Below are 20,507 nucleotides of genomic sequence, written 5' to 3' on the forward strand. Positions count from 1 at the left end.
AAAGTTTTATGAAACACGTTTCATAAAACTTCCTCCAAACAGCCTAACAATGAGTTTTTGATAGGATTCTACCAACTATTTTTCAGTATTATGCCAAATAAAAAGACCGGAGATTATTTTTTCTCCGGTCTTTTTTATGTAACAAAATTAAATTATTTTCCAAAAAATCCGCCAAGGATATCTCCCAATCCGCCTCCGCCTTGCTGCTTCTGCTGATTGCCTCCTCCAAGAACGCTCCCCAGAATGTCATTCAAAGGATTTCCGGACTGAGAATTTCCGCCGCCCAAAACGCTTCCTAAAATATCATTTAAAGGGTTAGACTGCTGTTGCTGAGCCTGATTGGATGCATTCCCAAGAATTCCTCCCAAAAGATCGCCTAAACCTCCTGCTCCTACATTGTTCTGTTGCTTTTCTTTTCCGATGTAGCCCATAATTACCGGAGCCAGCATCGCTAAAATAGGTCCCACTTTATCAATGGAAATTCCTGTATTTTGTGAAAGCTGATTTTCTACATTCGATTTATCTCCACCAAAAATATGGCTTAATATAGAACCTCCTTCAGCCTGTCTCGCATCTGCCTGAGAAACGTCGTCCAGAATACTTCCGTCGTGATCTTTATCCAAAGCGTTATTTAAAGCTTCAGCTTCATTCGCGTCCTGAGATTTGTTTCTAAGGTAAGAAATGATAAGCGGTGCCGCAACTGCCAGTAAAGCAATTACCTGCGTTTTGCTGATCCCGAATTTGTTTTCAGCCTGTTCAGCAACCTGGTTGCCGGTGTTCCCTGTAAGTAGGTCGATTAAACTCATAGTTTGTGTTTATTTTATTGTTAAGTCAACCAAAGTTATCAAAAAATATTCCCCAAAGATTTTTTTTAATCAAAAATTGAGATTTATTTTTGAAATTACCTATAAGTTGTTGATTGTCAATGATTAATTTTTTAAGATCGGAACATTGGAACATGCTTCACCAAACATCAGCGATTTCACTATCGGCTGAAGCTGTTCAACCAGTTCGATGTACGCGTTTTCAGGAATCTCTTTATCTGAGCAGCCTTTTACCAACACTCTTTTTCCGCGCATTTCATCAAAATCATGGCTTTGAATGGCATTGTGCATCAAAATAACTTCCAGATCCTCACGGTTTCCGAAAACTATTTTTTTGGTTACTTCGGTAAGTCTTGCCGTAATCAGGAAATATGCCCAAAGCGGAACAATCGCATCCGCAGAATTGTAGACGTACACATAGGCATCACGATATTCTTCAACATCAATGGCTGCCACTTTTTCGCGGAAATCTTTTTCCTTTAAGACCATTTCCATGAAAAGAAAATCTTTAAGATCAATTCCTTTTCTGGCTCCCTTCGGAACAAGATCCGTAAGATCAAAATTGATTAAACCGCTTTCCGCAACTTTATTCCGTATTTCAAATTCTTCTGACATTTTTTATCATTATCTTTGAACAAATTTACAAATTAAGATCGTACAACGTCTTATTTGTTCTCTATTCTGATTATAGAAATGAAATATTACATTATCGCAGGAGAGGCTTCCGGAGATTTGCACGGAAGCAATTTAATGAAAGCTTTGAAGCAGAAAGATTCCACTGCCGAATTCAGATTCTGGGGTGGCGATTTAATGGCGCAACAGGGCGGAACTTTGGTGAAACATTACCGCGATCTTGCTTTCATGGGATTTCTGGAAGTAGCCATGAATCTGCGGACCATTCTGAATAATATTAAATTCTGCAAAGAAGATATTAAAAACAACAGACCGGATGTTTTAATTTTGGTAGATTATCCCGGATTCAATTTAAGGATTGCAAAATTTGCCAAAGAATTTGGCATTAAAGTCGTTTACTATATTTCTCCACAGCTTTGGGCATGGAAAGAGGGGAGAGTAGAGATCATCAAAAAATATGTGGATGAAATGATGGTGATTCTTCCGTTTGAGGAAGATTTCTACAAAAAACATGGGGTACATTCGCATTTTGTAGGTCATCCGTTGTTGGATGCGATTTCAACGCTGCAAAATATTGATGTTGAAGTATTTAAAAAGGAAAATAATTTAAACGAAAAAGAAATTATTGCGCTTTTGCCGGGTTCCAGAAAACAGGAAGTAGAAAAAATGCTGGAAATGATGCTTTCTGTAAGACCTTACTTTAAAGAATATCAGTTCGTTATTGCAGGAGCGCCGAGTTTGCCTAAAGAATTTTATCAGAATTATGTAGACGAGAATGTGCATTTTGTTTCCAATAAAACGTATGATTTGCTGAGATGCTCGAAAGCAGCTTTGGTAACATCGGGAACGGCAACTTTAGAGACTGCTTTACTGAATGTTCCGGAAGTGGTTTGCTACCGAGGAAGCAAAATTTCTTATGCGATTGCAAAAAGGCTCGTTAAAAACATCAAATATATTTCTCTGGTGAATTTAATTATGGATCGTGAAGTCGTTAAAGAACTGATTCAGAATGATCTTAACACAAATAATCTGGTGGAAGAACTGAAAAAGATTTTAGAAACCGAGAAAAGAACACCGCTTTTAAGAGATTACGATTTGTTGAGGGAAAAATTAGGCGGAAAAGGAGCCAGTGAAAATGCGGCTGATGTCATTTTAAAGGTTTAAAAAATCAAATAAACTATAAAAAATCGTAGAAAATTTTTCTGCGATTTTTCTTTTATATCATGAATTTAAGTCAAAATTTAAGATTTTAAAATTTTGATTTGTCGATTGTTATTCAATTAAATATTTTTGAGATGCACAAATTTTGAAATTGAATAAACAGCCGATTTTAATTCTTACCATCTCATTTATTTTGGGGATTTTTGTTCAGGATTTTTTTTCTTTGGATGAAAATTTTGTTTACATCATTATCATCATTTGTGCTTTCATTTTACCATTACCTTTTTTAAAAATTACTACCTCCATAAAGCGAAACCTTATTTACTCGGCTTTATGTTTTTCGGGGTCGGAATTATCCTGCATTTTTTCAATTCTTTTGCATCCGGAAATGTTTCGATTTATAAAAATGAAACCATTGTTTTTAAAATAGCTAAAAAACTGAATTCCAGTGAGAAAAATCGGAAGTGTGAAGGTGTGATACAAGCCGGAAACCAAACTTTCAATGCTGTTATTTATATTCCGAAAAGCGAAAAGGAACTTGATTTTAAACATTATTATCAAGCTCAGTCTTACATTTCAAAGCCGAAGCCGCCACAATATGATTTTCAGTTTGATTATTCGAAATATCTTTTAAGGAAAAATATTGAATACCAGTGTTATATCAATAATGAAATTAAGGAAGCAGAAAGGAAAGATCTAAGCTTCACAGAGAAGTTTTCCCAGAAAAGACTGGAAGTTTTGCAAAGAATTGATGAAACCGAAATGTCTTCAAAGTCAAAAGAATTTTTAAAAGGAATTATTCTTGCCGACCGAACGGAAATGGATGCGCAGACGGTTCAGGATTTTAACCGTTCCGGATTGGTGCATTTTCTTACGATTTCGGGAACGCATATCGTTGTGATTTTCGGGTTATTTTACTTTTTACTAATTAAAATTCTGCCATTAAAGCTCAGAAAATCTGCTATTATTTCAAGCTTGATTTTTATCTGGCTTTTTACCTTTTTTATCGGATTCGGAAGCTCCGTTGTACGCTCAGGTCTTATGTTGAGTATCTACTTTGTATATGTTTTGCTTCAGAGAAAACCCGATCTGCTGCATTCGCTTTCCCTGTCTGCTTTTGTGATTTTAATATTTGATACTCAACAGCTTTTTGATGTCGGTTTTCAGTTAAGCTTTTGTGCGGTTCTGGGAATTTACTGGCTGAATCAGCCGATTTTAAATTATTTTCCGATACAGGATAACCGGTTTAAAAAACTGATCTTTAATACAATTTCTATTTCTGTTTCTGCTCAGTTAGCAACGCTTCCTCTGGTTCTGTACTATTTTCATCAGTTTTCATTTATTTCAATTATTGCAAACTTTTTCATTGTTCCTTTTTCTGAAGCAATCATTGTTTTTTCATTTTTAATGACCACTTTAATTGCTTTTGATCTTGATTTCAATTTGATGAATGTCGCCTATGATTTTGTTATTAATATTTTACTTACAATTATTCATTGGTTTGCAGATTTCAGTCATTTATTCATCGAAAATATTCCCATGAATCTGATTGAGGTTTTTGCATTATTTCTGATCATTTATTTTCTGAGATTTTTCATTTTAAAACCAAAACTGAAAAACCTGACAATAGTATTGATGAAAGTTTTTATTTTTTACGTTTTAAGAACAGGTTGTAATTTCTATGAAAATCAGCGTGATGAAATCCTGTTTCAGGATTTTTCTAAAACTCGTGTGTTATTTGTAAAAAAAGGAGACAATGCCTGTTTCTGGATTGAAGAAAATTCAGATCATAGAAAAATGATTCGGTTTATAATTAATCCATATTGTTCTTCAAGAAGAATTAGTAATTATCAGATTAAAACCTTCCCGAAAGATGTAACAAAAGTAGTTTATAATGGCAAAATTTATAACTTTAATTAATCATTACATTTTTTGTTTTTCAATTTATGATCAATCTGTTCATGACCCATTTGCTTAAATATTTTTTCATATGTCTATTAATAAACCAGCAAAGTCAGGTGAGGTTATTGCATTCTTCCCCGCTGATCTAAATTCTAGTGAGCTCAAATGTTCTATTTTTGTTTATATCCTTTTCTTCAAGGATTAAAAATCCGCGAGATTATGTTCACTTTTCTAATTTTACTCATGTCTGTTAATTTATTTGCGATTATTCGCTATTTTTTAACCAAGCTAGGCGCTATTAACTCATGATGAAAACAGAAGATATTTTATCGAAAAATTCTAAAAATTTAGGGTGGTCAGTTTCAACCGAAAACACATGGTCAATTTAAACCGAAATTAGGTGGTCAATTTGACCGTTTTTTACACCTTATAAGTGATCTGCAGTATTTTGAATTTTACAGCAAATCCGGACAAACGTGGCTCTTTGGAAATTTAGGTTTTCCTTTCATTCTATGGATGCTAATCCGTTACATAGAAGAGCTGAAAGATCAATTATAACGTCATATAGTTTTTTTTCCTGCTGATTATCAGAAAACTATAAAATTTATTCAAAAATATTTGAAAACAAATTTAATACGTCAAGTTCTGTCGCTTCCCCGATGGATATTTGCAGTATAAAACAATACAAAAATGAAACTCGAAATTAAAACTCATGGTGGATATCCTTTGCCTGAAACCACCCTAAAAAATAAGGCTAAAATGAAGTAATTCTAATAAAAAGAAACTTTGAAATTTTAAATAAAAAAATATATAAATGAAATCAAAAGAAGAAATAAAAAAATATTTTGAGAATGGAGATAAACCAACTCAAGAACAGTTCTGGGAATGGCAAGATTCTTATTGGCATAAGGATGAGAAACTTCCTGCAGATAAGATAGACTATAACTTTTCTGAAAAAGCAGACTTGATAGATGGGAAAGTACCCGCTTCTCAACTTCCGAGTCAGGTAAATGATGTTATAGAATTTACGGATTTAGCATCATTCCCAGTGGTTGGAGAATTTAGCAAATTATATGTTGCTTTAGATAGTAATAAACTTTACAGATGGAGCGGAAGTATTTATATTGGTATTAACCAAGGAGATTTTGTTCCTTTATCTGGGACGGAAGCAGGTAAACCTGTTACTGGAGACATTGAATTAAATGCAGGTGTGAACATAATTAAAAAAGGAGGTATAGATGATGCTACTAATTATGGAATGCAAATGTCAGATTACTCTGGTTTAAGTCTATATGCTGAAGACTTTTCTAATATTGCTTTAAACCAAAATGGTTTCTCGGCTTCAGTAACGAATAATACTGAAACTAAAACTTTTTCATTAAACCAAAATACTCAAACCTTAGAAACAAACGCTTCAATCAAATTTGATTTCTCAAACTCAATTGAAGGTAATTTAGATGAAGCTACTATAACTCAATATGGTGGTTTTAAATATGAAAGAAGTTCTGGTAAATTTGCTGTACTTTCAGAAGGTTTTGTAACTGCTCAAAACCAGACAGATTTGATAATGATGAACGTAGATAATGGTTTATACGCTAATAAATATTATCTTCCTGATAATGATAAATATTATGTACAAGCCAAATATGTTAACGATAATTTTTTAAAATTATCAGGAACAGATTATAACAATCCAATTACTGGTCAGTTAGAATTTGAGAATTTTATTGATTGTTTTTGGAAAAATTCAGATGGTAAAAGAATGTGTTTTTCCTTTCAAGATAATTCATTTTCTGTTTACGCACCTGATGATGAGTCTAATTATGGAAAAGAAATACAAATTAATCCAGATGGAGGAATATCTTCTACAGAAGATTATTCAGGTACTAATAATGAATTAGCTTTTGTTCAAAAAAAGTATGTTGATAACAATGTAAATCTTCAATCTGTTTTAAATGCAGGTAATTACGCTTCAGGTTCAAATGATAATAATTCTATAAAAGCTGATCCAAATTCTGAATTTTCAGTCTATATAGAAAACCAAGATAACAATGAATCATCTTCCGTAGTAATAACACCTGAAAGTTTAGCTTTTCAAAAAAATTATGATTCTAATGCTTTAGGATCAGGTTTTACAATAGAAAAAGGAGGTGTTAAATATCTCGAAGATTATTCTCAAAGACCTGAGTTTACAGATAGAAGTTTAATTGATAAAGGTTATGCTCATAGTAAGTTCTTATCAGCAGAGTATGGTTTTAGCGGAGATTTATCAAATTCTGGAAATTCAGGTAATAGCGAAGTAGCAGGGGAAATAAAATGGCAATCACAAGGTAATTTTGCTTTTGTTAAACTTATTCTGTTTGGTTTTATTGCCGAGGATGATTTTGTATTTTTTGATATATCGGGTTTATCTTTAAAAGGAGCATCTATAGTAAAAACATTTTTGACTAATAGTGCTTCAACATCTTATCAGTATAAAGACTTTGTGATAGATGCTGGTGGAAGCACTATAAGAATAAGAAATATTGGTACTTTATCGAATGTTCAAATTTCTGAAGTTTTAACATTTGAAGTAGGTGTAGACGCTCCTGCACGTTAATAAATGTCTAACATAATCAATCTTAATATTGTCTACGATTCATCCGGTCTTTTGACTGTAATCTCACCCATCTTAAGAACACTCAACAGTAGAGTTTTTGGTTAATAATTTCTTGTTGTCGCTGTAAAAATTTTGTTGGAATGTGGGAAAATCTTCTGTATTTTGATTTTTCCATATTTCAATAAAAAGTCCCTTGGTGTGAGGTATTGCAATGATTTGTGAGGGCGTTCATTATTATACATCCACATCCAGATTTCTGAGTAATTTCTCATCTGCCTAATGTTCTCAAAAAGATAATGGATGTACTAATTTAGTGTACTACAGTTGATTTAAATATTTTTCTGAATAGGATGATGAATTTTTAAATTAAGCTTTCAGGAAAGAGGTATGAAAAGTAGTTTATAATGGCAAAATTTATAACTTTAATTAATCATTACATTTTCTGTTTTTCCTTTATTTATAATATTTTAACTCTTATTTAGAAAGATTACAAACTGGGTTTTTGTGAGATTTCTCACTTTTTGATGTTGTTAACATTTCTTAATTTTGTGGAAAATCAAATTTAAACTTATATGGCAGGTTTAACGAGTTCTACGATAGGTAGAAAATATGCTATGGCATTATCAGCTCTATTTTTGCTGATCTTTCTTATACTGCATTTGACGACCAATTTGTTATCAGTCCTAAACCGTGATGCATTCAATGCCGCATCAGATTTCATGGGCTATAATCCTTTTGTGCAGTTCTTAATGCAGCCTATTCTTGGTTTCGCAGTTCTTTTCCATTTCATCATGGGATTTGTTCTTGAAATTAAGAATAACAAAGCACGTCCTGTGAAGTATGCAGCAAACAACGCTTCTGCAAATTCTTCATGGATGTCCAGAAATATGATTATTTCCGGATCTGTAGTGTTGGCTTTTCTGGCGCTTCACTTCTATGATTTCTGGTGGCATGAGATCAACTACAAGTATGTTCAGGGAATTGCTCCTGATGCTGAACGTTTCTGGCCGGAACTTCACGAGAAGTTCGCGGATATCTGGAGAGTGGCTTTGTATGTAATTTCTTTCGTTTTATTAGGATTACACTTGGCTCACGGTTTCCAGTCTTCATTCCAGTCAATCGGGGCAAGACATCCAAAATATACGCCGGTAATTAAGGCTTTCGGAAAATGGTATTCTATCCTGATTCCTGCAGGTTTTATCATTATCGCAATTTTTCACTTTGTAACTCAATAATATCAATATACTAGTATGAGTAAATTAGATTCAAAAATTCCAGCGGGTCCTCTTAAGGATAAATGGAAAAATCATAAAGACCATATGAACCTTGTTGCACCAAACAACAGAGACAAGATTGATATTATTGTTGTAGGTACAGGTTTGGCAGGTGGTTCTGCGGCAGCTACTTTGGCTGAGCAAGGATATAACGTAAAAGCATTCTGCTATCAGGATTCTCCGAGAAGAGCGCACTCTATTGCAGCTCAGGGAGGTATCAACGCAGCTAAAAATTATCAGGGAGACGGAGATTCTACTTACAGATTGTTCTATGATACCATTAAAGGTGGAGACTACAGAGCAAGAGAGGCAAACGTTTACAGATTGGCTGAAGTTTCTGCAAATATTATCGACCAATGCGTTGCTCAGGGAGTTCCTTTCGGGCGTGAGTACGGAGGTCAGTTAGATAACCGTTCATTTGGTGGGGTTCAGGTAAAAAGAACCTTCTACGCAAAAGGACAGACAGGTCAACAGTTATTATTAGGTGCTTATTCTGCAATGAGCCGTCAGATCGGTAAAGGCAGAATTAAAATGTACAACCGTCATGAAATGATGGATCTTGTGATCGTAGACGGAAAAGCAAGAGGAATCATCGCAAGAAATCTTGTGACAGGTGAAATCGAAAGACACTCTGCACACGCAGTGGTTATTGCTTCGGGAGGGTACGGAAACGTATATTTCCTTTCTACAAACGCAATGGGTTCCAACGTTTCTGCAGCATGGAAGATTCACAAAAAAGGAGCGTATTTCGCAAATCCTTGTTATGTACAGATTCACCCGACGTGTATTCCGGTTCACGGAACACAGCAGTCTAAACTTACTTTGATGTCTGAATCTTTAAGAAACTCCGGAAGAATCTGGGTTCCTAAAAAGATTGAAGATGCACAAGCGATCAGAGCAGGAAAATTAAGACCTGAAAACATCAAAGAAGAAGACAGAGATTATTATCTGGAAAGAAGATATCCTGCATTCGGTAACCTGGTTCCTAGAGACGTTGCTTCAAGAGCGGCTAAGGAAAGATGTGACGCCGGATACGGAATCGAAAATAACGATACGCAGGAAGGTGTTTACCTTGATTTCTCTACAGAGATCATGAAAAAAGGTAGAGAAGCCGCTATTGAGAAACACATCAGCAATCCTACAGATCAGCAGATTTATGATTTGGGTAAAAAGTGGGTTGAGGAGAAATATGGTAACCTTTTCGTAATGTACGAAAAAATTACAGCAGACGATCCTTACAAAACTCCGATGAAGATTTATCCTGCGGTTCACTATACCATGGGTGGAGTTTGGGTAGATTACAACTTACAGTCTACTATTCCGGGATGTTTCGTTATCGGGGAAGCGAACTTCTCAGATCACGGAGCAAACAGATTGGGAGCTTCTGCTTTGATGCAGGGACTTGCAGACGGATACTTCGTACTTCCTTACACCATTGCAGATTATCTTTCAGCAGATATCAGAACGGGAGCCATTCCTACGGCTTCTTCCGCATTTGACGAAGCTGAAAAAGGAATTAAAGAAAAAATTGATTTCTTCTTAAATAATAATGGAACCCATTCGGTAGATTATTTCCACAAGCAGTTAGGAAACATTATGTGGAATAAGGTAGGAATGGGAAGAACGCCTGAAGGTTTAAGAGAAGCCATCAGAGAAATTGAAGAAGTAAGAAACAATTTCTGGAAAGACGTAAAAGTTCCGGGAGATAACGACGGAATGAATACAGAGCTTGAAAAAGCGTTCAGAGTTGCCGATTTCTTAGAGCTTGGACAGTTAATGGCTATCGATGCATTGCACAGAAACGAATCTTGTGGAGGACATTTCCGTGAAGACCACTCAACTCCGGACGGAGAGGCTGAAAGAGATGACGAAAATTACAAATATGTAGGAGCTTGGGAATATCAGGGAAGCGATATCAACGCGGAAGTGTTGCATAAAGAAGAACTGATCTACGACAACATCGAAGTTAAAACAAGAAGTTACAAATAATCTCCAATCTTTTAAATATAACATTATGAGTGCAAAAAAAGGCTTACATCTTACGCTGAAAATTTGGAGACAAAAAAATAATAAATCTAAAGGTCAGTTTGAGACTTATAAAATATCGGATGTTTCTACAGATTCTTCATTTTTGGAGATGTTGGACATCCTTAACGAGAGTTTAATTAACGAAGGAAAAGAGCCGGTAGCTTTCGATCACGACTGTCGTGAAGGAATCTGCGGAATGTGTTCCCTTTACATCAACGGTAGAGCACACGGTCCGGATACAGGAATTACAACCTGTCAGCTTCACATGAGAATGTTCAAAGACGGTGAAACCATCGTTATCGAACCATGGAGAAGTGCTGCTTTCCCGGTTATTAAAGACTTAATGGTAGACAGAAGCGCATTCGACAGAGTAATGGCTGCAGGTGGTTTCATTTCAGTGAACACTTCAGGAAATACTTTGGACGCCAATGCAATTCCGGTTCCTAAAGAAGATGCAGACAAAGCAATGGACGCTGCTGCCTGTATCGGATGCGGAGCTTGTGTGGCTACCTGTAAAAACGGATCTGCAATGCTTTTCGTAGGAGCTAAAGTTTCTCAGTACGCACTTTTACCGCAGGGTAGGGTAGAAGCAAAGAGAAGAGTGCTGAACATGGTGAAAGCCATGGACGAAGAAGGATTCGGAAACTGTTCAAACACAGGTGCTTGTGAAGTAGAATGTCCGAAAGGAATTTCTCTTGAAAATATTGCCCGAATGAACAGAGAATTTATCACAGCTTTTGCTGACAGAGGATAAAATCTATCGAGATAACATAAAAAATCGTCTCCTCACCGGATGGCGATTTTTTTTAGTTAAATCTTTCATAAAAGTAATATTTAATTGCTTTTAGTTTAATGAAAAAACTATTTTTGCGTAATTATAAAATTCAAAATGAAAAAATATCTTTTATTGTTTATCATCGCGGTTTTTGCGATGTCTTGCTCTAAAAAAGTAGAAGTAAAAGGAAAAATCACGGGAGGTTCTCCATTGGAGAGAATCGAATTAATAGAAGCTTCGGGAGTAGCAACTTTACCATTAATGAATATCGGGGTAAATAAAGACGGAACTTTCACGGGAAATTTCGATGCTCCGAAAAGCGGAATGTATCTGCTTTCTTACGGGGGGAAAAGAAATTTAATCTACCTTAAAGGAGGTCAAAAACTTGAAATTTCAGGTAATGCAATGACTTTCCCAACCGAATATGTGATCACGGGAGATGCGAAGAACAATAACGATTTCTTCATGGCTACCCAGAAATATCTTGCAACGTATGCTCAGACAGTTAACATGAATGAGCTGATGACGAAAGATGAAAAAACCTTCCTTAAAGGAATAGAAAAAGTTCAGGCAGATGTTAATAAAAACATCGATGAAAATGTTAAGAAGTTTAGTCCAGATAATGAAGTGGTTACGTGGAAGAAAAATGATCTTTCAACAACTTTGCTTACCATCCTGAACCAGTACGAAATGGGACATAAGCAAATGGGGAATCCTCCATTTAAAGTAACGAAAGCTTTTACAGATTTCACTAATAAACTGGAAGAGAACAAAGATGTATTGGTAAAAGAACATCCTTTGTACAGAGAATATCTTTTAACCAAAATGAGCCCTGATTTCCAGAAATATGCTCAGGCAAAAACTGCGGGGAAAAAAACTGATGTTACAACTTCAGAATTATTCACAGAATATCTAAAGAAAAACCAAAAAGATCTTTCACAGACGGCTAAAGACTATTTATTGGCATTCGTAATGGCGCAGTCGGATATTCATCCGGGTTCACCTGAAAAAACAGTTGAGAAGATCAAAAAAATTATCGACGAAGATATTAAAGATGCTACGATTAAAGAAGATCTAAAGAAAATTCAGTTTGCCATCAACGGATTCAAAATTGGAGAACAGGCTCCTGAAGCTTCTTTGGTAAAAGCAGATGGAAAATCGTACAATCTTTCTGAAAATAAAGGAAAACCATATTTGTTATCTTTTTATGCTTCTTGGAATCCTTACATCGGAGAAGCTACCATTCCTGTATTGAAAGAAGTAGTGAATTTTTACAAATCTAAAATGAATTTTGTTTTTGTAAATGTTGACGATACAAAAGACCAGTTTGTGAAAACAAGCAGCTCTTTACTAAAAGGAATTACCGGAACTAACGTTTACGGTGAAAACGGATTAAATTCTGATATTGCTAAAAAATACGGAGTTTACGGATTTAAATTACCTTGCTTTATCGTGGTAGATAAAGACGGTAAAATTGCAAGCAAGCCGTTCTTCAACTTAGGAGATCCGGAATTGGTGACGGTTTTAGACAAGCAAACAGGTCTTTCCGCTCCAAAGGTAAATCCTAATGTTCAGTTACAACCGGGATTAGGAATGGATCCCGCAGTGGTTGCGGCTCAGCAGCAGGCAGCAGCACAACAGGCTCCTCAGCAACAGGCAAATCCTCAACCGGCTCAGACGAAATAATTTAAATTGAGTACAGATATAAACCTTATCTTCGGATAAGGTTTTTTTTATTGTATTTTTGCAGACTGAAACGTAAAAGTTTCATTAGGAAAATAGAAAATTGTACAATGAGCAGAAAGAATAAGAAAAATTTAATTCTTGAAAATATAAAACTCTTAAATGCAGGAGCTAAAGGAGTGGCAATAGGAAGAACGGAAGAAGGGAAAACCGTAATGGTTTCCGGAGCGATTCCGGGAGATGTGGTGAATGTAAGAGTGAAAAAAGCAAAGTCCAAATACTTTGAAGGTGAAGCACTTGAAGTTCTGGAAAAATCGCCTTACAGAGTAGAGCCGAAATGTGTTCACTTCGGAGTTTGCGGAGGCTGCAAATGGCAGAACATGAGCTATGAAAAGCAGCTCGCTTTCAAACAGGAAGAAGTGTACAATAATATTAAACGAATCGGAGGTATTGAAAATTTTGAGACTGTTCCGATTTTAGGTTCGAAAGAGCAGTATTTTTACCGAAATAAAATGGAGTTTTCTTTCTCCAATTCCCGTTGGCTTACCCAATACGAGATCAGTTCCGAAGAAAATTTCGGCAGCAGAGATGCTTTAGGGTTTCATATTCCGGGGATGTGGAGTAAAATCCTTGATCTTAAAGAATGTTTCCTTCAGGAAGATCCTTCAAACGCGATCCGATTGGCAGTGAAACAGTATGCTGTAAATGAAGGTTTAGACTTCTTTGATGTTCGCAATCACGAAGGTTTTTTGAGAACTTTAATGATGAGACAGAACTCAAAAGGCGAATGGATGGTTCTTTTCCAGCTTTTCAGAGAAGAAAAAGAAAACAGAGAAAAACTATTCGGCTTCCTGCTTGAAAAATTCCCGCAGATCAAGACTTTGGTCTACGCGATTAATCCGAAAGCAAACGATTCTATTTATGATCTGGATATCAATGTGTATTTTGGGGAAGGCTATTTAATGGAAGAAATGGATGGTTTAAAGTTTAAAATCGGTCCAAAATCATTCTTTCAGACCAACTACAAACAGGCGCTGGAATTATACAGAAAAACGCTTGAATTTGCAGATTTAAAAGGAGATGAAGTTGTGTATGATCTTTATACAGGTACAGGAACAATCGCTCAGTATGTCGCAAGAAATGCAAAGCAGGTCATCGGGATAGAATCTGTACAGGAAGCCATAGATGCGGCGATTGAACACGCAGAACTGAACGGTCTTACGAATACAACGTTCTATTGCGGAGATATGAAAGATATTTTCAATGACGACTTTCTGGCGAATCATCCGAAAGCAGATGTCCTGATCACAGATCCTCCAAGAGACGGAATGCACCAAAAAGTGGTTGAGCAGATTTTAAAACTTTCTCCTGAAAAAGTGGTTTACGTAAGCTGTAATTCTGCTACCCAGGCAAGAGATTTAGCCTTAATGAAAGAACAGTATGATGTGGTAAAGATTTTACCGGTGGATATGTTCCCGCAGACGCATCACGTAGAAAATATTGCTTTGCTGATTAAGAAATAATTTAATTACTTTTGAAGGAATCAAATCTTAAGATGAAATGCCGGATTTATCCGGTAAAGTAAAACAAAATGTTCAGATGAAATATTTTAAATTTTTAATCGCCATTTCTTTTATCAGTCTGCTTTTTTCATGTGGCGGCGATAATGATATCTGTGAAAGCGGGGAAGGAACTCCGAGAATGAGAGTTTCTTTCAAAACACAGGCAACCGATAAGGAAAGAACGCTGGATTCTCTGTATGTAGCGGTAGATTACGGTTCCGGAAAAGTACAGTTGGGAGGACAGGCTAAAATTACTTCAAGGGTTATTCCTTTAAGAGTGGACAATTCAACTTATACGGATGTTTATTTCAGAATTACCAACAAAGGTTCTGAATCTAAAGTAAGGATAAATTATACCACGAAATCTGCTTATGTTTCTCCGGGTTGCGGAATAAAGCTTACCTACGAAAATTTAAATTCAGTATTAGATCCAAACACAACGACTCCGGTAAAGGAAATCCAGGCCGGACAAAATTTTATAGAGAATGAAGACAAGACTAATCTTCTCCTTCTTTTTTAGTATAATCAGTCTTCTGGGGTTTGCTCAGGAGAAGAAAGATAAGGAAACTGCAAAGGAAAAATGGAAATATGAACCCAATTTCATGATTGGTTTTGATGTTCTGAATACAGGGGTTTCTTTCTTTTCAGACAGAAAGCTGTATCAGGGTTTTGTATCTTCAAAGCTGAAAGATAATCTTCATGCCATAGCAGAAGCCGGTTTTGAGTCTAATATTTACCAGAAAAACGGTTATGACGGAAAGGCAAATGGCCCTTTCGTAAAAATCGGGGCATTCTATATGCTGGCAAAAGATCTTGAAAATGAATTCAATGGATTTTATGCGGGTGGAAAAATAGCGGGTTCCTTTTATAAACAGGAATATATGGCGGTTCCCGTTCGTGGCTACGGTGGAAGCAGCTCCGCAATTTCATTTCCTTCTTCTACACAGTCATCCTATTGGCTGGAAGGAACATTGGGAGGAAGAGTACAGCTTTTTGAAACTAATTTCTACATTGATGTCAATCTTCAGCCGCGATATCTGGTGTATACCACAAAACAGGACGAAATCCAGCCCATGATCGTTCCGGGATTCGGAAGAAGCTCTTCTAAATTCGGAATGGGCTTCGCATGGAACCTGGCGTATAAATTTTAGCGGGTTCTCGGTATTTTCATAATAGATTTAGATTTTCCTTTTAACAGAATATAAAGTCCCTCCAATTCTTTTGGGGGGATTCCTGCATCAAATCCTGCTGAATTGTAAGTATTTCCATTTGCAGTAACAGTAATGGAAGAAGCCAAAGCTCCGTCTGAAAATCTTCTGGTTGTTGAAGATTCATATGTGGATATTTTCGGAAGATCCAACAGATTTACTTGTTTGGAAATGTTTTCCCAATCCGCTGCAGTAATTTGTGATGTTGAAGTGTTTCCGTTAAGATATGTGGTTACCGCATCTTTTGTAAAGGTAATTAATCTATTTGTTCCTCTCGTCTGTTCTCTTAATTCTATCTTTTCGATTTTGTTGTATTTTTCAATTATTATTGAATTATCTATTTTGTTTTTAGAATTATTTTGTGAAATACATTTAATATTTAAAAAACAGTAAATTATTAAAAATAGAGTATTACCTTTCATTTTAGTTTTATTTGTGTTAAAATACATTTTTTATTATGATTATATTAAAAAATGTACCACAAATTGATATATTTGTATATTAATTATTATTTCTAATATATGAATTTTAAAATTACTTTTAGAGTATCTCTTTTATTATTTGTATTAGTATGCTGTTCAATCTTTGCTCAAAAACAAAAAATTCAGGGGCAGGAAAAGATTGTATTTGGCAAAACATATACAATAGATGATTTAAAGAAAATGAATGGGGTTATTAGATGTGCATCCACAGAGTATGAAGCTATGTTGCAGAGAAATGATCCTAAAAGAATGAATGAAGCTCAGTTTGAAGCTTGGTTGGCGCCATTGATTGAGAATTCAAAAACTAACAAATCTCAAAATGGCGGAATTATCACGATTCCTGTTGTAGTTCACGTAATCCATAGCGGACAGGCTTTAGGAGTGGCTCCGAATATTACTGATAATCAGGTTAAGTCTCAGATTACGGTAATGAATAATGATTACAGAAGAATGGCAGGTACACCCGGATTTAATTCAAATGCAGTTGGAGCCGATACGATGATTCAGTTTGCTTTGGCAAAAGTAGATCCTAATGGTAATCCTACTGATGGTATAGATCGTGTAAATCTTTGTCAGACATCTTGGGCAACATCTGCTATTGATGATTATGTAAAACCATTAACGATCTGGGATCCTACAAAATATATGAATATGTGGAGTGTGAATTTTGCGGATACAAGTTTATTAGGATATGCGCAATTTCCTTCATCTTCAGGTTTAGCAGGTTTAAATGCTAATGGTGGTTATGCAAATACAGACGGCGTGGTTGCTAACTATGCAACATTTGGAAGCAGTGATTATACTGATGGAACTTTTCTTTTAGCAGCTCCATATGATAAAGGAAGAACAATGACTCATGAAGTTGGTCACTTTTTAGGATTAAGACATATTTGGGGAGATGATGATGGTACTGATCCTAATGGATTAGTATGTGCAACTGACTATTGTAATGATACACCCCCTGCACATACTTCAAATGGTAGTTGTGTTACTCCAATTGCAAGCTGTACTTCTGGTCTTTATGAAATGGTAGAAAACTATATGGATTATACTACAGATACTTGTATGAATATCTTTACAATTAACCAGAAAGATAGAATTACAGCAGTAATGAATAATTCTCCGAGAAGAATGGAATTGAAAACTTCTACTGCCGATCAGGCAATTCCTTTATTTGCTAATGATGGAGAACTGAAAGGAGAAAGAAGTTGTAGTGAAACTTCTTGTGGAACCGTTTCAAATGTAACAGTACAATATATGTTGTATAACAGAGGTACGAATGCCTTAACTTCAGCGGTAATCTCTTACTCTGTTAACGGAGGAGCTTTACAAACATACAACTGGACAGGAAATTTAGCTCAGGATAAATATACTATAGTTAGCTTACCTACGGGTGCATCACAGGGTAGTATTACCGCTCAGATCACTTCTGTTAATGGAACTGCTGACCAAAGAGCAGGAAATAATTCTTCTACTGTTGTCATAGGAAATTCAGTTCCGGTAGCTAGTACTAATTTTACGTTTGAATTACAGCTTGATCCTTACGGAGCCGAAGTTTCTTGGACTTTAAAAAATAGTGCTGGTAGTACCTTGTATAGTGGAAGTGGATATCCAAATGCTACTACATCTTGGCCGGCTCTTATTACCCAAACTTGGAATCTTCCGGTAAACGACTGTTATACGTTTACTATTAATGATACTTATGGTGATGGTATTTACGTTGAAGGAGGATCTTATAGAATTTTAAACTCTACTGGTACGGTAGTTATTTCCGGAAACGATTATGAATATTCACAAACAAGAACATTTAAAGTTATCCCTAATTTAGTTCTATCAACAAACGAAGTGAAGAATAAAGATTCATTCGCAGTTTATCCTAATCCTGCAAATGATGTGTTAAATGTTACTAAAGTTTCAGGTAAAGCTAAATTTGAAATTTATAATGCGGTAGGGCAATTAGTGAAAGCCGGAAATATTGATAACAATCAGGTGAGAGTTTCTGAATTAGTTAAAGGAACCTACATCATTACAATAAAAGATGGTAATATCTCTGAGAATATTAAATTTATTAAAAAATAAATAGTCATTATATTATTTATAGAAAGCTCTGAAACTTATTTCAGGGCTTTTTTGTTATTAGTTAGGAATTTTTTTGTTTTTGGTTTGTTGTTTTTATAAATAAACTTCTTTTTTTAAATATTTTTATTTAAAATATTTACATTTGCAAATATTAAATAATTTATATGCGAAAGTCTACTACTTTTAAAGCTTTATTTTTATTATCTTCTTTTTTTGCTGCAGATTTAGTGGCTCAAAATGTTACTAAAAGAAAAGCTGATTTTAGCGTTGAAAAATCGCCATCTGAACTTGCTAAATCTTATGGATTTGATAGGTGTTCAACAACTGAATACGAAGAATTTCTACAAAAGACATTTCCGGGAAGAATGACTGTAGAACAGTTTGAATCATGGTTAGCTCCCTTAGTGGAGAAAGCTAAAGCAAATAAATCCCAAAACGGAAATATTATAACGATTCCTGTTGTGGTACACGTTATTCATAGTGGTCAGAATTTAGGAGTAGCGCCAAATATCGTTGATGAACAGGTAATATCTCAGATAACAGTAATGAACAACGATTTCAGAAGATTGGCTGGAACTCCGGGATTCAATACCAATGCCGTTGGAGCAGATACCATGATTCAGTTCGCTTTAGCCAAAGTAGATCCCAATGGAAATCCTACCAATGGGATTGATCGTGTAAATTTGTGTCAGGCTACATGGTCTCAAGCGGAAATCAATTCATTTGTAAAACCTGAAACAATTTGGGATCCTACTCAATATATGAATATGTGGAGTGTAAGTTTCACAAGTTCTACATTATTAGGATACGCACAGTTTCCATCAAACTCTAATTTAGGAGGTTTAAGCACTATTGGAGGTGAGGCTTATACCGATGGTGTTGTTGCTAATTATGCAACTTTCGGGAGCAGTGATTATAATGTAAATAATTCCTTTTTACTTGCTGCGCCTTATGATAAAGGAAGAACAATGACGCACGAAGTGGGACACTTTTTAGGATTGAGACACATATGGGGAGATAATGCTTCTTGTGTTGTGAATGCTACAGATAGCAATAAAGACTATTGTCCGGATACACCCGCTGCAAGTGCTCCCAATTACAATTGTGTAACGGTAGATTCTTGCCCTTCTGCACCTGGAAGCGATATGATTCAGAATTATATGGATTATACAACAGATACCTGTATGAATGTATTTACTGTCAATCAGAAAGACAGGATAACTGCGGTTATGAATAATTCTCCAAGGAGGATGGAGCTTAAAACCTCTACCAAAGATATAGCTATTCCATTATTTGCAAATGATGCGGAAGTAAAACTTGAAAGGGAGTGTAATACAGTAGATTGTTCCAGTATTACTCAGGCTCCAAAAATTTCCTTATACAACAGAGGAACTAGTACAATGACTTCTGCGGTAATAACTTATACCCTGAACGGAAATGTTCAAACGTACAACTGGAGCGGAAGTTTAGCTCAGGATAAATATGCAATCATTACACTTCCTATGAGTTCTGCAGCTTTGGGAGGACAGCTAAACATTAATGTAACCTCTGTAAATGGAGCAGTAGACCAAAGAACATCCAACAGTAATGTAACAGTAAACTATCTTGGAGCTCCTGCAAGAATGGATACTAATGTCGTGTTTAATCTTCAACTGGACAATTACGGAAGTGAAACTTCATGGACGCTGACAAATAGTTCGGGAACGGTTATTTACAGCAGTCCCGCAGTTGGATATACAGATTCCGGTGCAAATCTTCCGGCGCTGATTAGTGAAAACTGGACATTAAATCCAAATGAATGCTATACATTTACAATTAACGATTCTTACGGCGACGGACTTTATCCTTATGGAGGATATTATAACATCAAAACTCAGGGTGGGGTAACTTTGCTTTCCGGATCTCACTTCAGCTCTACGCAAAGCAGATTTTTAAAGTCGCAGGTTTTATCAACTAATGATGTAGCAAACCCTAAAAATGATATTCAGATTTATCCAAACCCGGTATCAGATATTTTAAATATTACAAGGGTTTCAGATAAAGCGACTTATAAAATTTATGGAGCAACTGGACAATTGGTAAAACAAGGAAATATCAATAACGGACAGATTAATGTTTCTGAATTAATTAAAGGGGGATACGTAATTACTATTGAAGAAAAAGGAAAAGAATCTTTCAATTCTAAATTCATCAAAAAATAATTAAAGTAACTTTCAATAAATATAATCCTCAGGTTTACCTGGGGATTTTTTTGTAATTGATTTTTAATAAATTGTAGGGCTTCAGATGGATTATAT

At 35.5% G+C, this 20,507-nt stretch carries 16 protein-coding genes; 12 read left to right on the forward strand and 4 right to left on the reverse strand.

All coding sequences use genetic code 11. From position 1 onward, the window contains the following. Window positions 1-152: 152 nt before the first annotated feature. Window positions 153-806, reverse strand: coding sequence for a DUF937 domain-containing protein (locus DD829_RS02920; RefSeq protein ID WP_076390670.1), 654 nt, complete (start codon window positions 804-806; stop codon window positions 153-155). Between the two features lie 123 nt (window positions 807-929). Beyond that, window positions 930-1,439: a DUF2480 family protein gene (locus DD829_RS02925; protein WP_108411315.1), complete on the reverse strand. Its 510-nt coding sequence runs from the start codon at window positions 1,437-1,439 to the stop codon at window positions 930-932. Between the two features lie 78 nt (window positions 1,440-1,517). On the opposite strand from DD829_RS02925, the gene lpxB reads away from it, so the two are divergent. The 3 genes from lpxB to DD829_RS02940 all read left to right on the forward strand — a co-directional run bounded on the left by lpxB (window position 1,518) and on the right by DD829_RS02940 (window position 7,119). Continuing rightward, window positions 1,518-2,621 carry a lipid-A-disaccharide synthase gene (lpxB, locus tag DD829_RS02930; RefSeq protein ID WP_108411314.1) on the forward strand — a complete coding sequence of 368 codons (1,104 nt, stop codon included), beginning with the start codon at window positions 1,518-1,520 and terminating at the stop codon, window positions 2,619-2,621. Between the two features lie 330 nt (window positions 2,622-2,951). Then, a complete protein-coding gene (locus DD829_RS02935; RefSeq protein WP_228408109.1) occupies window positions 2,952-4,538 on the forward strand; it encodes a ComEC/Rec2 family competence protein in 1,587 nt (528 codons plus the stop codon). A 796-nt stretch (window positions 4,539-5,334) separates the two neighbouring features. Next, window positions 5,335-7,119, forward strand: a complete 1,785-nt coding sequence (locus DD829_RS02940; protein ID WP_108408659.1) for a hypothetical protein — start codon at window positions 5,335-5,337, stop codon at window positions 7,117-7,119. Between the two features lie 101 nt (window positions 7,120-7,220). Here DD829_RS02940 and DD829_RS24445 read toward each other — a convergent pair whose 3' ends face one another. After that, window positions 7,221-7,421, reverse strand: coding sequence for an integrase core domain-containing protein (locus tag DD829_RS24445; protein ID WP_410493803.1), 201 nt, complete (start codon window positions 7,419-7,421; stop codon window positions 7,221-7,223). Window positions 7,422-7,691: 270 nt separating this feature from the next. On the opposite strand from DD829_RS24445, the gene DD829_RS02950 reads away from it, so the two are divergent. The 7 genes from DD829_RS02950 (at window position 7,692) to DD829_RS02980 (ending at window position 15,592) form a co-directional block, all read left to right on the forward strand. Further along, complete coding sequence (locus tag DD829_RS02950) at window positions 7,692-8,354, forward strand: succinate dehydrogenase cytochrome b subunit (RefSeq protein WP_108408657.1); 663 nt, start codon at window positions 7,692-7,694, stop codon at window positions 8,352-8,354. A gap of 15 nt (window positions 8,355-8,369) precedes the next feature. Beyond that, on the forward strand, window positions 8,370-10,382 hold the full coding sequence (locus tag DD829_RS02955) for a fumarate reductase/succinate dehydrogenase flavoprotein subunit (RefSeq protein WP_076390674.1): 2,013 nt from the start codon (window positions 8,370-8,372) through the stop codon (window positions 10,380-10,382). Window positions 10,383-10,407: 25 nt separating this feature from the next. Further along, window positions 10,408-11,175: a succinate dehydrogenase/fumarate reductase iron-sulfur subunit gene (locus DD829_RS02960; RefSeq protein ID WP_076390676.1), complete on the forward strand. Its 768-nt coding sequence runs from the start codon at window positions 10,408-10,410 to the stop codon at window positions 11,173-11,175. A 135-nt stretch (window positions 11,176-11,310) separates the two neighbouring features. Beyond that, window positions 11,311-12,882: a TlpA family protein disulfide reductase gene (locus DD829_RS02965; RefSeq protein WP_108408656.1), complete on the forward strand. Its 1,572-nt coding sequence runs from the start codon at window positions 11,311-11,313 to the stop codon at window positions 12,880-12,882. Window positions 12,883-12,989: 107 nt separating this feature from the next. Then, complete coding sequence (gene rlmD / locus DD829_RS02970) at window positions 12,990-14,402, forward strand: 23S rRNA (uracil(1939)-C(5))-methyltransferase RlmD (RefSeq protein WP_116547504.1); 1,413 nt, start codon at window positions 12,990-12,992, stop codon at window positions 14,400-14,402. 37 nt (window positions 14,403-14,439) lie between these two features. Next, the gene (locus DD829_RS02975) at window positions 14,440-14,961 is read left to right on the forward strand and encodes a DUF6452 family protein (RefSeq protein ID WP_228408110.1); all 522 of its coding nucleotides are present in this window, start codon (window positions 14,440-14,442) and stop codon (window positions 14,959-14,961) included. Next, a complete protein-coding gene (locus DD829_RS02980) occupies window positions 14,927-15,592 on the forward strand; it encodes a DUF6048 family protein (RefSeq protein WP_108411552.1) in 666 nt (221 codons plus the stop codon). The genes DD829_RS02975 and DD829_RS02980 overlap by 35 nt, the downstream gene beginning before the upstream one ends. Here DD829_RS02980 and DD829_RS02985 read toward each other — a convergent pair. Next, window positions 15,589-16,071, reverse strand: coding sequence for a hypothetical protein (locus DD829_RS02985; RefSeq protein WP_123906792.1), 483 nt, complete (start codon window positions 16,069-16,071; stop codon window positions 15,589-15,591). The two genes, DD829_RS02980 and DD829_RS02985, sit on opposite strands and share 4 nt — an antisense overlap. A gap of 240 nt (window positions 16,072-16,311) precedes the next feature. On the opposite strand from DD829_RS02985, the gene DD829_RS02990 reads away from it, so the two are divergent. Next, window positions 16,312-18,210 carry a M43 family zinc metalloprotease gene (locus DD829_RS02990; protein ID WP_165796679.1) on the forward strand — a complete coding sequence of 633 codons (1,899 nt, stop codon included), beginning with the start codon at window positions 16,312-16,314 and terminating at the stop codon, window positions 18,208-18,210. A gap of 164 nt (window positions 18,211-18,374) precedes the next feature. Next, a complete protein-coding gene (locus tag DD829_RS23945) occupies window positions 18,375-20,411 on the forward strand; it encodes a M43 family zinc metalloprotease (protein ID WP_108410655.1) in 2,037 nt (678 codons plus the stop codon). The last annotated feature ends 96 nt before the right edge of the window (window positions 20,412-20,507 follow it).

The sequence above is a fragment of the Chryseobacterium sp. HMWF035 genome (genome assembly GCF_003094695.1).
In the GTDB taxonomy this organism is placed as follows: domain Bacteria; phylum Bacteroidota; class Bacteroidia; order Flavobacteriales; family Weeksellaceae; genus Chryseobacterium; species Chryseobacterium gambrini.